Source organism: Lacticaseibacillus absianus, assembly GCF_013407595.1.
GTDB classification, from domain to species: domain Bacteria; phylum Bacillota; class Bacilli; order Lactobacillales; family Lactobacillaceae; genus Lacticaseibacillus; species Lacticaseibacillus absianus.
Window position 1 is genome coordinate 57,450 of sequence record NZ_JABEKX010000005.1, and the last position, 12,766, is coordinate 70,215.

12 protein-coding genes are annotated in these 12,766 nt (G+C 61.6%); 10 read left to right on the top strand and 2 right to left on the bottom strand.

Annotated elements, in window-relative coordinates:
* Positions 1 to 5: 5 nt before the first annotated feature.
* The 10 genes from HII33_RS12680 (at position 6) to HII33_RS12725 (ending at position 10,181) form a co-directional block, all read left to right on the top strand.
* Positions 6 to 197 carry a DUF951 domain-containing protein gene (locus HII33_RS12680; protein ID WP_179396186.1) on the top strand — a complete coding sequence of 64 codons (192 nt, stop codon included), beginning with the start codon at positions 6 to 8 and terminating at the stop codon, positions 195 to 197.
* Between the two features lie 22 nt (positions 198 to 219).
* Positions 220 to 1,320, top strand: a complete 1,101-nt coding sequence (ychF, locus tag HII33_RS12685; RefSeq protein ID WP_179396187.1) for a redox-regulated ATPase YchF — start codon at positions 220 to 222, stop codon at positions 1,318 to 1,320.
* 11 nt (positions 1,321 to 1,331) lie between these two features.
* Complete coding sequence (locus HII33_RS12690; protein WP_179396188.1) at positions 1,332 to 2,006, top strand: DUF1129 domain-containing protein; 675 nt, start codon at positions 1,332 to 1,334, stop codon at positions 2,004 to 2,006.
* A gap of 255 nt (positions 2,007 to 2,261) precedes the next feature.
* Positions 2,262 to 3,749: an IMP dehydrogenase gene (guaB, locus tag HII33_RS12695; protein WP_179396189.1), complete on the top strand. Its 1,488-nt coding sequence runs from the start codon at positions 2,262 to 2,264 to the stop codon at positions 3,747 to 3,749.
* A 343-nt stretch (positions 3,750 to 4,092) separates the two neighbouring features.
* A complete protein-coding gene (gene croR, locus HII33_RS12700) occupies positions 4,093 to 4,779 on the top strand; it encodes a response regulator transcription factor CroR (protein ID WP_179396190.1) in 687 nt (228 codons plus the stop codon).
* Positions 4,780 to 4,781: 2 nt separating this feature from the next.
* Positions 4,782 to 5,957 (top strand): sensor histidine kinase, encoded by a 1,176-nt coding sequence (locus HII33_RS12705; protein ID WP_179396191.1) that lies wholly within the window; start codon positions 4,782 to 4,784, stop codon positions 5,955 to 5,957.
* Positions 5,958 to 5,968: 11 nt separating this feature from the next.
* Positions 5,969 to 7,267, top strand: a complete 1,299-nt coding sequence (locus HII33_RS12710) for a serine hydrolase (protein WP_179396192.1) — start codon at positions 5,969 to 5,971, stop codon at positions 7,265 to 7,267.
* 101 nt (positions 7,268 to 7,368) lie between these two features.
* Entirely contained in the window at positions 7,369 to 7,839 is a 471-nt protein-coding gene (gene greA / locus HII33_RS12715; protein WP_179396193.1) for a transcription elongation factor GreA, read from the top strand.
* A gap of 33 nt (positions 7,840 to 7,872) precedes the next feature.
* Positions 7,873 to 9,429 carry a UDP-N-acetylmuramoyl-L-alanyl-D-glutamate--2,6-diaminopimelate ligase gene (locus HII33_RS12720; protein WP_179396194.1) on the top strand — a complete coding sequence of 519 codons (1,557 nt, stop codon included), beginning with the start codon at positions 7,873 to 7,875 and terminating at the stop codon, positions 9,427 to 9,429.
* On the top strand, positions 9,429 to 10,181 hold the full coding sequence (locus HII33_RS12725; protein ID WP_179396195.1) for an aspartate/glutamate racemase family protein: 753 nt from the start codon (positions 9,429 to 9,431) through the stop codon (positions 10,179 to 10,181). The genes HII33_RS12720 and HII33_RS12725 overlap by 1 nt, the downstream gene beginning before the upstream one ends.
* A 191-nt stretch (positions 10,182 to 10,372) precedes the next feature.
* Here HII33_RS12725 and HII33_RS12730 read toward each other — a convergent pair whose 3' ends face one another.
* Both HII33_RS12730 and HII33_RS12735 read right to left on the bottom strand, forming a co-directional pair.
* Positions 10,373 to 11,611: a homoserine dehydrogenase gene (locus HII33_RS12730; RefSeq protein ID WP_179396196.1), complete on the bottom strand. Its 1,239-nt coding sequence runs from the start codon at positions 11,609 to 11,611 to the stop codon at positions 10,373 to 10,375.
* A 10-nt stretch (positions 11,612 to 11,621) separates the two neighbouring features.
* Positions 11,622 to 12,764, bottom strand: a complete 1,143-nt coding sequence (locus HII33_RS12735) for a trans-sulfuration enzyme family protein (protein WP_179396197.1) — start codon at positions 12,762 to 12,764, stop codon at positions 11,622 to 11,624.
* Positions 12,765 to 12,766: the final 2 nt, after the last annotated feature.

Consider the following 12,766-nt stretch of genomic DNA (forward strand, 5'->3'; position numbering starts at 1 on the left):
ATACGATGTACGAGCTACATGACCGCGTGCTGATGAAGAAGCCGCACGCCTGTGGAACGAATGATTGGGAGATCATCCGCCTTGGCATGGACATCAAGATCCGGTGCACCGGGTGCGGCCACATCGTGATGATGCCCCGCCGCGAGTTCGATAAGAAAATGAAAAAAGTCCTCGTCAAAGCGGACGCGAATCAGTAAAGGAAGAGAGTGAGCTAACCTCATGGGTTTAACTGCAGGTATCGTCGGCTTGCCGAACGTCGGCAAGTCCACATTGTTCAACGCGATCACGAAGGCGGGGGCCGAAATGGCGAACTACCCGTTTGCGACCATCGACCCGAACGTCGGCATGGTCGAAGTGCCAGACGCGCGCCTGGCGCGCATCGATGAGCTGATCCCGGCCAAGAAGATCATTCGCACGACGTTCGAATTCACTGACATCGCGGGGATCGTCAAGGGCGCGTCCAAGGGCGAAGGGCTGGGCAATAAGTTCCTGGAGAACATCCGCCAAGTCGATGCGATCGTGCACGTGGTCCGCGCCTTCGACGATGACGAGATCACGAGCGTGACCGGGACCGTCGATCCACTTGACGACATCGAGACGATCAACTTGGAGCTGGCGCTGGCGGACCTTGAGGCCATCAACAAGCGCTACGCGAAGGTCGAAAAAGTCGCCCGCACCAAGGACAAAGAGGCGGTCGCCGAATTCGAAGTCCTCAAGAAGATCAAGCCGGTGCTAGAGGAAGGCGAGCCGGTGCGTGGCATTGACTTCTCCGATGACGAGCAGAAGATCGTCCGCGGCCTGTTCCTGCTGACGACGAAACCCGTGCTGTACGTCGCCAACATTGCCGAAGCTGACATGGCAGATCCGGCCGGTTGTGACTACGTGCGGCAGATCCAAGCCTTCGCCGCCAAGGAAGGCGCAGAAGTGATCGCGATCTCTGCCCGGACGGAAGAGGAGATCGCTGAGCTGGATGATGCCGACAAGGCCGATTTTCTCGAAGCTGAAGGCGTTTCCGAATCAGGGCTGGACAAGCTCATCAAAGCCAGTTACCATTTGCTTGGGCTGGCCACGTTCTTCACGGCCGGAGGCAAGGAGACGCGCGCATGGACGTTCAAGCAGGGCATGAAAGCGCCGCAGGTCGCCGGGATCATCCACTCCGACTTCGAGCGCGGCTTCATCCGGGCGGAGACCATGTCGTTCGCCGATCTTGATAAGTACGGTTCAGCTCAGGCGGTGCGCGAAGCCGGTCGTCTGCGGTCTGAAGGCAAAGAATATGCGGTCCAAGATGGGGATATCATCGAGTTCCGCTTCAATGTTTAGGGGGATGCATTTTGGCAGTTAAGGAAGTAGAATCACCGACGGAGACGGTCGACGTGGACGACTTGATCGATCAACTCTCTAAGAAGAACGCGGACTACGTGTTCAAGCTGCGACGCATCCTGACTGAGCACCAGTGGCCAGAAGAGAAGCAGCGTCGGACTTTGGCGACCATGCTCCCGGAGATGCTCGACGCACAGCACCAAGGTAAGCCGGCGAACCAGCTGTACGGCCCAGTCACGGAAAAAGCCGAGAGCCTGGTCCACGCGCCGAAGCCGCACAAGAAGGCCAGCATCTGGCTGAGCGGGTTGGACCTTAGTCTGTTTTTCGTCAGCGTGTTCGCGCTGGTCTATGGCATCACGACTTACCTGCGCCCGAAGCAAGTCGCAGTCGGGAACGGGGCCTTGTCCTTGCTTGTGATGGCTACCGCAGCGGGCTACATGTTCGCTTATTTCAACGAGTGGAGCCGCACGCCGAAGGGCAAGCGCGGCAAGACCTGGGTCATCCTGCTGATCGGCATGGGGCTGGTGTTCGCAGCGTCCGCCGTCTCTGGGGCTTTGGGTTACATCAACTCGCCACTGACACAACAGCTCCCGTGGCAAGGTTATGCGGTCCTGGCCGTCGTCGGTTATGGGGCGCACTTCTACTTGAAGCGGCGTTACAATCTGAAGGGGATCATGGCGGCATGATCACGGGAAGTTCGGCGGAATAGAGCCGAACTTTTTTGTTTATCAAAGGCTGTTTATCCGGAAGAATACGAACGAAATTTTTCGTATCCGGCTGACGATCAATATTTGTTCGGGGCTAGAAACGCGGAATGAGAGTTCTTTCATTTAAGAACGCTGCTGTGGCAGGGTTTCGTCAGTTTTTTGCCAAGTGAATTGACGTCACGGGATGAAAATGCTATTGTAAACGACAACAAAAAACGAAAGAGGGCTATCCACTTGAGTAACTGGGAGACGAAGTTTGCACGGCGAGGGTTCACGTTTGATGATGTTCTGCTGGTCCCTGCTGAGAGCCACGTTCTACCGCAGGATGTTGATCTGTCCGTTCAGCTCGCACCGAACTTGAAGCTGAACATCCCGATCCTGTCCGCTGGGATGGACACCGTGACGACGGCCGATATGGCGATCGCGATGGCACGCCAAGGCGGCCTGGGGGTCATCCACAAGAACATGAGCATCGCGGAGCAGGCCGACCAGGTCCTGACCGTCAAGCGCTCCGAGAACGGCGTGATCCTTAATCCGTTCTTCCTCACCGCCAGCGATCCCGTCTCCGAGGCCCACCACCTGATGCAAAAATACCGCATCTCCGGTGTGCCGATCGTGGATTCCAAGGACTCCCGCAAGCTGACCGGCATCATCACCAACCGTGACCTGCGCTACGTCGCCGACCACAGCACTGACATCGGCAGTGTGATGACCAAGGACCACCTGATCACCGCCCCGGCCGGCACTAGCCTGGCCGAAGCCGAAGCGATCCTGCAGCAGTACAAGATCGAGAAGCTGCCGCTGGTCGATGCAGACGGCCGCTTGTCCGGCTTGATCACCATCAAGGACATCGAAAAAGTGGTCGAGTTCCCGCAGGCCGCCAAGGATGCGCACGGGCGCTTGCTGGTCGCTGCGGCCGTGGGGGTCACCAGCGACACCTTCGACCGCGCTCAGGCGCTGCTAGATGCTGGGGCGGATGCGATCGTCATCGACACCGCCCATGGCCACTCGGCTGGGGTGCTGCGCAAGATCGCCGAGATCCGTGAGCACTTCCCGCAGGCGACCTTGATCGCCGGCAACGTGGCAACGGCAGAAGGCGCAGCGGCCCTGTACGACGCCGGCGTTGACGTCGTCAAAGTCGGTATCGGCCCGGGCTCCATCTGCACAACCCGGATCGTCGCGGGGGTCGGCGTGCCGCAATTGACCGCGATCTACGAAGCCGCGACCGAAGCCCGCAAGCGCGGCAAGGCGATCATCGCCGACGGGGGCATCAAGTACAGCGGGGATATCGTCAAGGCCCTCGCGGCTGGCGGGACCGCCGTCATGCTCGGTTCCATGCTGGCAGGGACCGATGAAGCCCCGGGTCAGTTCGAGATCTACCAAGGCCGCCGCTTCAAGACCTACCGCGGCATGGGGAGCCTCGGGGCGATGGAGCAGGCCCACGGCAGCAAGGACCGCTACTTCCAAAGCAGCGTGAACGAGGCGAAGAAGCTGGTCCCAGAAGGCATCGAAGGCCGCGTCGCGTACAAGGGCGCCTTGGCCGATGTCATCTACCAGATGGATGGTGGCCTGCGCTCCGGGATGGGCTATGTCGGGGCGCCGACCGTTCAGGCCTTGCAGGATAACGCGCAGTTCATCCAGATCTCCGGCGCGGGCCTGCGTGAGAGCCACCCGCACGACGTTCAGATCACCAAGGAAGCGCCGAACTACTCAGTGGAATAAGCAACCACCCCGAAGGCCTCGCGAGTTGCGAGGTCTTTTTTGGGCTGAGCGATACGCGGCTTTAGCCCAGCGTATCAGCGTGGTCCTCAGTGAAACCCCGGACGTAGGGGGTGCTGAGGGTCAGGTCTTACGGTGCGGGCGTCACTTTAGGGCGCGGACGGGTCTGGAATAGTCGTGCATCGACCGTGAGCCGTTGATCATTGTCTCATTGCCACTTGGCGTCGCCGCGGCGGGGCACGCATACCTTAAGATTTTTCAGTCGTTCCCTGCGCGACAAGCGCGGCGGCGGCGGGTTTGGTACAATGGGAACGATGCGAACACACACGAGAGGTGGGACGTGAGGATGAAGATCCTGATTGTTGATGACGACAAGGAGATCGTCGAGTTACTCAGTATTTACGTGAAGAACGAAGGCTATGACCCCGTGCTGGCGTATAGCGGCAAGGAGGCCATCACGAAGTTGGCGACCAACCCCGACATCGCGCTGATGATCCTCGACATCATGATGCCGAACATGTCCGGCATCGAGGTCGTGCGGCAGGTGCGCAAGGATTCACAGCTCCCGATCATCATCGTGTCGGCCAAGACCGGCGATATGGACAAGATCCAGGGGCTGATCACTGGGGCGGATGACTATGTCACCAAGCCGTTCAATCCGCTGGAAGTAATGGCGCGGGTCAAGAGCTTGCTGCGGCGCAGTGCGAACAACGTGACGAACCCGGAACCCGATCAGCTTGAGGTCGGCCCGCTGACGATCAAGAAGGACAGTCACGAGGTGACGACGCTGACCGGCAAGAGCATTCAGCTGACGGCGCTTGAGTTTGGGATCCTTTACCTGCTTGCGTCGCATCCGAACCGCGTGTTTTCTGCCGACGAGATCTTCGAGCGCGTCTGGCAGCAAGAGTCGATCGTGTCCGCCAAGACGGTCATGGTCCATGTCTCGCACTTGCGCGATAAGATCGAAGAGGCGACCGGCGGGGAAAAGGTGATCGAGACCGTCTGGGGCGTCGGGTATAAGGTCGAGGGCTAGCGATGGGAGAAAAGGTCCGCCTCACCGGTAAGGAGCAATCCGAGCTGTGGTTCGAAGGGCTCGTGACGACCGTGCTGCTGTTGATGCTGAATTTTGCCCTGTTCGTGCTGCTCAAGCAGATGATCGCGACCAACGCGACGCTGCAAGACACGATCTGGAGCGTGAAGAACGTCTTGACGTTCGGGCAGAACCGGGCCCACCTCTGGAGCTGGCGCAATGTGTTCGTCGGCGCGATGGTGGTGCTGGACCTGCTCGTGCTCTACTGGCGGTTGATCCGGCGTTACCGGCAGATGCAGATGCGCCACGTGATCCAGGAGTTACACTACATCGCCGATGGACACCTCGACCACCGCGTGCGCCTGGCCGTGAACACGGACTTGCAAAAAGTGATCAATAGCATCAACGCGCTGGTCGACTCGACCGTTAACTCGATGGAAGAGGAGCGGAAGATCGAGCAGAGCAAAGATGAGCTGATCACGAATGTCAGTCACGACATTCGCACGCCGCTGACCTCGATCATCGGCTACCTCGGGCTGATCGAGGACAAGCAGTATCGCAGCGAAGAAGAGCTGGTGCGCTACACACACACGGCTTACCTTAAGGCCAAGCAGATGAAGGTGCTGGTCGAGGACCTGTTCGAGTACACGAAGGTCCGCCAGACCACCACCCCGCTGAACAACGTTGAGTTCAACATGGTTGCGATGCTCGAGCAGCTCGCCGCCAGCTTCGAGCTGGAAGGGGAGAAAAAAGGGATGCAGTTCGTCGTGTCCGGCGAACCCGATCCGCTGATGATGACGGCAGACACGGAGAAGCTCGGCCGCGTGTTCAACAACCTGATCGCCAACGCCTTGAAGTACGGACGCGGCGGTCAGCATATCTACCTCAACGCGCAGAAGGTCGGCTCTGAGGTCGTGATCAAGGTCTCCAACGACGGCCCGCAGATCCCCAACGACGCGCTGAGCCAGCTCTTCGACCGCTTCTACCGGGTCGAGGAATCACGCTCGCAAGAGACTGGCGGCACCGGACTGGGGTTGGCGATCGCCCAGAGCATCGTCACGCTGCACGGTGGCTACATCTACGCCGAATCCGGGCCAGAGCTGACCAGTTTTGTGATCCACATGCCGCTGAAGGTCGGCCAGACGCTGACCCGTAAGTCGGTACCCACTAAGACAAACTAAGGAGTTTTGACATGAAGAAAGTATGGCGCGGGCTGATCCTCGTGGTCGCCGCGATCAGTGTATGGGCGGGCGTGGCGCCGGCCGCGACCGTCAGTGCTGCAACGACTGTCGATATCGACGCGAAGGCGGCGCTAGCGATCGAAGCGAAGACTGGGAAGGTGTTGTACGCCAAGAACGCCGATGCGAAGTTGCCGATCGCCTCGATGACCAAGATGCTCTCCTTGTACCTCGTGCTGGAGGCGATCCATGACGGCAAGCTGCAGTGGACGCAAAAAGTGACGCCGGATCAGGCGATCTACACGATCTCACAGGACAATTCGCTGTCCAACGTCCCGCTGCGCCTTGACGGGAGCTACTCGGTCGAGGAGCTCTACGAGGCCAGCTTCATCTACTCCGCCAACGCGGCGATGATGTTGTTGGGCAACGCCGTGGCCGGGACGCAGGATAAGTTCGTCGACCTGATGAAAGCCAAGCTCAAAGCTTGGGGGATCAACGATGCGACCATCGTCAACGCGACCGGGTTGCCGAACGGCCAGCTCAAGGCGGACATCTACCCGGGCAGCACCGCGGCGGATGAGAATGCGATGACCGCGAAGGACATCGCGCTGGTCGCGCAACACCTGCTCAACGACTACCCGGAAGTCCTGAAGATCACCACCGTCAAGACGAAGACCTTCCGCGAAGGCACCAGCGACGCGACCAAGATGGACAACTACGACTGGATGTTGCAGGGGCTCGTCGCCGCCAAGGCAGATCTGCCGGTCGACGGCCTGAAGACCGGGACTACCGATAAGGCCGGGGACTGCTTCACCGGGACCGTGACCAAGAACGGGATGCGCATCATCACCGTCGTGCTCCACGCGAACGGGACCGCCCAGACGCGCCGGTTCGACCAGACGGCCACGCTGATGCGCTATGCGCTCAATAACTGGACCGCGCTCAAGGTCTCGACCAAAGGCACGGCCGTCAAGGGCCATAGCCGTATCGCGGTGAACAAAGGGAAGGCTCAACACGTGGCGCTGGCCGCCGACAAGACGGTGACACTCTACGTCCCGACCGGCACGACCGCTCAGGATGTCGTGGCGACGTACACGGCCAAGAAGGGCATGAAGACCCGCATCGAGGCGCCGGTCAAGGCGGCGACGACAGTCGGGACCGTGACCTTCGCCGCTAAGGGCGACACGCTCGGCTACCTCAACGGCACGACGAGCGAGACGGTCAACGTCAAGACGACGAAGGCGGTCGATAAGGCGAATTTCTTCGTCCTGCTCTTCCGAGGCATCGGCGAGTTCTTCAGTAATTTGTTCTAGACCAGACGGTAACCAGCGCGCAGAACTTGCGGGCATAGTGTAACAGGCGGTGTCGGTCACGGCGCCGCCTGTTTGACCCTCGCGCAGTCAGGAGGTAGCGGATGCAGTATCATACGATCACCGCGGCCGGGCTACAGACGCTCAAGGATGAGGTCACGGCCTTGCAGCAAGCCCGCCCGGCGAAGATCGCGGCACTAGCCGCGGCGGCCGCACTGGGCGATCGGTCGGAGAACGCGGACTACACGGCTGCGAAGCGCGATCTGCGGCAACTGGAAGGGCGACTGCGCTACCTGGACCGGCTGATCCGCTATGCCGAGGTGGTCCCGCCGACCGATCAGGCGATCGTCGCGCTGGGGCAGTGGGTGACGGTGCGCTTCGACGACGAGCCAGCCAGTGAGACCTATCACCTCGTGGGGCCGCATGAGGCCAGTATGGCCGCAGCGAATCTCGCCAGCGACTCGCCACTGGGGCACGCGCTGATGGCCCACGGCGTCGGCGACACGGTCACGGTGCAGGCGCCGAGTGGCGCCTACCCGGTGACCATCATGGGGATCCGAAGCGATATGGTATAATTGGCACAAATACGCGCAGATAAGGAGAACACAATGTCATTATCATTGAACGAATGCATTTTGTTACTGAAGGAACACCATCTGCTTAAGAGCAGTGCGGTCCAGAACAATGTGGGCACTGAGATGACGGGGATCGCGCATGACTTCAAGCAAGTCTCCGGACCGACGCTGTTCTTCTGCCGGGGCGCGCACTTCCGCCCGATCTACCTCTCGATGGCCAAGGACAACGGGGCGACCACGTATGTCGCGGAGAAGCCGTATGTGGAAGGCAACGGGATGAATGCGCTGATCGTCGTCAATGTGCAAAAAGCGATGGCGATCTTGAGTGCGGCGTTCTTTGATTTTCCGCAAGACGACCTGTTCGTCATCGCCTTCACCGGGACCAAGGGCAAAACGACGTCGGCTTATTTCACGCGTGGGATCCTGGAGCAGGCGCACCCGAAGCACGTCGCGCTGTCGTCGACCATCGAGCGCGTGATCGGCCCGAACCCTGACCAGCGCTTCACCGCCGACTTGACGACGCCGGAGTCGATCGATTTGTTCCGCGACATGCGTGCGGCGGTCGATAACGGGATGACGCACATGGTGATGGAGGTCTCCAGCCAGGCCTACCTGAAGAACCGCGTCTTCGGGCTGACTTACGACGTCGGCTTCTTCCTGAACATCACGCCGGATCACATCGGGCCGAATGAGCACCCGGATTTTGCCAACTACTTGCATAACAAGCTGCAGCTGGTCGTCAACTCGCGCAAGGTCGTGATCAATGCGGAGACTGCCCACTTCAATGAGGTGTACGCGGCGGCGACGACCACGACGAACCCGGACTCGATCTTCCTGTTTGCGCGCGATGATTTCAAGCTGGACCGAGACGACGTCAAGATCGATTTTCGCTTCGAAAGCCTTGGGCTGGACACGACGGCAAGTACGTTCAAACTGATCCCGGTCACGGATAAGGCCGCGGCCCTGAATGTCGGCAATCACTACGCGCTCAGTCTGATCGGCGACTTCAACGAAAGCAACGCGACGGCGGCGGTCATCGCCGCTGGGTTGGCTGGCGTCGACGGCTCCAAGGCCGCCCCTGGGCTCGCGCATGTGATGATCCCTGGCCGGATGGAGTCGCTGGCGGTCCCGGGCCACGGCACGGTCTTTGTCGATTTTGCCCACAACTACGGGAGCCTTAAGGCGCTGTTCGCCTTCCTGAACCGGGAGTATGATGGCGCCAAACTGAACCTTGTACTCGGTGCGCCAGGGGACAAGGGGGTCTCGCGCCGCGCCGGCTTCGCCAAGGTGATCAACGAAAGTGTCACGACTGCCTACCTGACGACGGATGACCCGGGATTCGAGGAGCCTGCTGATATCGTGGCGGCGATCGAGACTGGGATCGACCACGACCGCGTGGCGGTCAAGACGATGCTCGACCGGCAGGCGGCGATCGCTGCCGCCGTGCGGGCCAACGGCCCGCAAGACGTCTTGGTCGTCGCCGGCAAAGGCGCGGACACTTACCAGAAGGTCCGCGGTGTCGACACGCCGTGGGCGGGCGATCTGACGGTGGTCAAGCGCGTGGCCGCAGAATTGGAGGATGAGGTCTGATGGATCACTTCTTCACCGTACTTGGCGGGATGGGCACGGCAGCAACGGAGAGTTACCTGCGCCTGCTCAACGCGCGTACCCCGGCGGCGAAGGATCAAGACTACCTCGACTACCTCCTCGTCAACCACGCGAGCGTCCCTGACCGGACCGCGTATATCCTCGATCACCGCCAACCTAGTTTTTTGCCGCCACTGCTGCAAGATATCCGCCAGCAGAGTCAGCTACACCCGGACTTTTTCGTGGTCGTCTGCAACACGGCCCACTATTTTTACCAAGCGCTACAGGCGGCCACGCCCATCCCGATCCTGCACATGCCGCACCTGGCGGTCCGCCACCTGAGCGCGCAGTTCCCGACCGCGCACCGCGTTGGGCTGATCGCGACGCAGGGCAGCATCGCCGACGGAGTCTACGCCAAGGAGATCTCGGCGACCGGACGTGAGGTCGTGCTCGGCGATGCAGCGCTGCAAGACGCGGTCTCGGAGTTGATCTACACGCACATCAAGCAACAGGGGACCGTCGATGCGGCGCTGTACCACCAGATCCTGGCGCGGATGCAGACCGAATTCCAGGTCGACGTGACGGTGCTCGGCTGCACGGAGCTGTCGCTGGCACAGGAAAAAGCGCCGACGCACCCTTATCCGGTGATCGACGCCCAGAGCCTGATCGTGGATCTGTCCCTGCAACTGGCCCTCGCCTTTCGCCGAGATCCGGCGGCAGGCCGGGCGCTACTGGCCCAGCTCATGGCAGATTGAGCCCGGTGGATGACCAAAGATCGTGGCCGAGACATCATCGGCTCAGGATAGATGCCCGACGATTCCAGAACAGTCCGAGCCGGACAAGCGTAGCCCCTAGTAAACCCGAACTTAGGTTTACCGGGGGCTACGCTTATTCGCTGGGCTAAAACCGCTTGATGGCGCAGCCTCGATTTTTTGGCGTTCATATTTCAGCGGTCGGTGAGCAGTACCGGTAGTGCGTGGCGCACCTGAATGCCGGCACAGGCGCGCAGCGCCGCGAGGTGCGTCGCGAGCGCCGCGTCGGTCAGCGGTTCGGTCAGCAGGTGTAGACCGCCGGGCGCCGCGACCAAGGGGCCGTGAAGCCCGAGCTGGTCGATCAGCGCCTGCCCGTCGATCGACCTGGTGGTGGTCAGTGCGATCAGCCGCGCTGCCGGCAGGTGTAGCGGGGTGCTGGCCGTCAAGCGGCCAGCGGCCAGCGGGTAGGGATAGCCTTGACGGATCGCGGTGGCGACCTGCGCGAGGTCGGCGACCACGGCATTGGCGGTCGGTAGGCTGCCAGCGCCGGGCCCGCTCAGTGTCAGCGCCGGCAGGTCCGTGCTGTGCAGGATCACCGCGTTGTTCTCGGCGCCGACGAGGCTCAGCGGATGGGTATTGGCGACCAGCGTCGGGCTGACCGTCAGCCGCAGGGCTTGGCCGCGCCGGGTCCCCGTGATCAGGGGTTTGATCGCGTAGCCGAAGGTGCGCGCAGCGGCAAAGTCCGCCTGCGTCAGGCTTGCCAGTCCCTGTCGCTGGATCGCCTCGAGTGGCGCGTCGAGGCCAAAGGCCAGCCGACTGAGGATCAGTAGCTTGTAAGCCGCGTCGAGGCCCTCGACGTCGTTGGTCGGGTCAGCCTCCGCGAACCCCAGAGCTTGGGCCTGAGCCAGGGCGTCCGCGTACGCAGCCCCGCTGGCCATCTGGGTCAGGATGAAGTTGCTGGTGCCGTTGGCGATCCCGATCAGCCGGTCGATGGTGTCGCCGGCGTACGCGGTCTTGAGCGTCTGCAGGATCGGGATACCACCCATCACCGCCGCCTCGTAGGCTAAGGCGACGCCGTGGCGCTGGGCCAGGGCGGTCAAGGTGACGCCGTGCGTCGCGATCAGGTCCTTGTTGGCGGTGATCACGTGCTTGCCAGTCTCGAGCGCCCGGGTCAACAGCCGTTGCGGCAAGTCGATGCCGCCCATCACCTCGATGATGATGTCGAGGTCGGGGTCGTTGACCAGCGCCCACGGATCGGTCGTCAGCGCGAGGTCACTGTACTCGGCCTGGCGCGCTGGCGTCAGGGTGCGCACGGCGGCGCGGGTGAGTTTGAAGTCCAGCTGGGTCAGGGTGGGCAGCGCACGGGCGAGGATCGTGTGCACCCCGCGACCAACGGTCCCCAGACCGAGCAGGCCGATGTGTAAGGTCGTCATCGCAGCCCTCCTAGTCTAGGCGCGCCAGGCCCTGGCGCAGGTCGTCGATCAAGTCGTCTGGGTCTTCCAGCCCGACGGAAAAGCGCAGCAGCCCCGGCGTGATCCCACACGCGACCTGTTCTTCGGGGCTCATCTCGGCGTGGCTCATCTTTGGCGGATACGACAAGATGGATTCCACCCCGCCGAGGCTGACGGAGAACTCGGGGATGCGTAGGTGCTCGGCCAGGGTGCGGGCGTGTGCGGCAGAGCCGACATCGAAACTCAACACCGCGCCGCCATTGACCGCCTGGCGCTGCTGGACGGCATAGCCGGCGTTGCTGGCCAGCCCTGGGTAGCAGACGCGGGTGACCTGCGGCTGCGCTTCGAGCCACTCGGCGATGCGCTGGGCGGCCTGGCTGGACTGCGCCATGCGCACGCCCAGCGTCTTGATCCCCCGCAGCAGCAAGAAGGTGTCGGTGACCCCGAGCGTGGCGCCGAATGCGTTTTGGATAAAATAGATCCGCTCGGCCAAGGCCGGATCGTCGGTGACCGCCGCGCCGGCGAGGATGTCCGAGTGTCCGGAGAGGAACTTGGTCGCGGAGTGGACCACAATGTCGACGCCTAAGGCCAGTGGTTTTTGCAACACGGGGGACATGAAGGTGTTGTCGGCGATGGTCAACAGGTCATGCGCCTTGGCGAGGCTGGCGACGGCGGCGATGTCGGTCACCGCCAACACCGGATTGGATGGCGTCTCGATGTAGATCGCCTTGGTGTTCGGCTGGATCGCCGCCTCGAGGGCGGTGAGGTCGGTCGGATCGACGAAGGTGTGGGTGATGCCGAAGCGGTTGAGCACTTGCGTCAGGATGCGGAAGGTGCCACCGTAGACGAACTTAGAGACTAGTAAGTGGTCGCCTTGGCTGAAGATCTCCAGCACACTCGAGATCGCCGCCATGCCGGTGCTGTACAGGAAGCCGTAGCGGCCCCCTTCAAGTGTCGCGACGGCCTGCTCGCCGACTTGGCGCGTCGGGTTGCCGCTGCGCGCGTAATCGAACTCACCGAAGTGGTCGAAGTCGCTTTGGTAGAACGTGGAGCTCAGGTGGATCGGGGTGTTGACGGCGCCGCTGGCCGGGTCTTTGACCGTGGTCGCCTTGATGATCTTCGTCCAATCGTGCATGG

Excerpts from the sequence above, each read along its gene's own strand:
- croR (WP_179396190.1), top strand. The coding sequence starts at position 4,093 with ATGAAGATCCTGATTGTTGATGACGACAAGGAGATCGTCGAGTTACTC.
- HII33_RS12710 (WP_179396192.1), top strand. The coding sequence starts at position 5,969 with ATGAAGAAAGTATGGCGCGGGCTGATCCTCGTGGTCGCCGCGATCAGT.
- HII33_RS12720 (WP_179396194.1), top strand. The coding sequence starts at position 7,873 with ATGTCATTATCATTGAACGAATGCATTTTGTTACTGAAGGAACACCAT.
- HII33_RS12725 (WP_179396195.1), top strand. The coding sequence starts at position 9,429 with ATGGATCACTTCTTCACCGTACTTGGCGGGATGGGCACGGCAGCAACG.
- HII33_RS12735 (WP_179396197.1), bottom strand. The coding sequence starts at position 12,764 with ATGCACGATTGGACGAAGATCATCAAGGCGACCACGGTCAAAGACCCG.
- HII33_RS12680 (WP_179396186.1), top strand. The coding sequence starts at position 6 with ATGTACGAGCTACATGACCGCGTGCTGATGAAGAAGCCGCACGCCTGT.
- HII33_RS12730 (WP_179396196.1), bottom strand. The coding sequence starts at position 11,611 with ATGACGACCTTACACATCGGCCTGCTCGGTCTGGGGACCGTTGGTCGC.
- ychF (WP_179396187.1), top strand. The coding sequence starts at position 220 with ATGGGTTTAACTGCAGGTATCGTCGGCTTGCCGAACGTCGGCAAGTCC.
- greA (WP_179396193.1), top strand. The coding sequence starts at position 7,369 with ATGCAGTATCATACGATCACCGCGGCCGGGCTACAGACGCTCAAGGAT.
- HII33_RS12705 (WP_179396191.1), top strand. The coding sequence starts at position 4,782 with ATGGGAGAAAAGGTCCGCCTCACCGGTAAGGAGCAATCCGAGCTGTGG.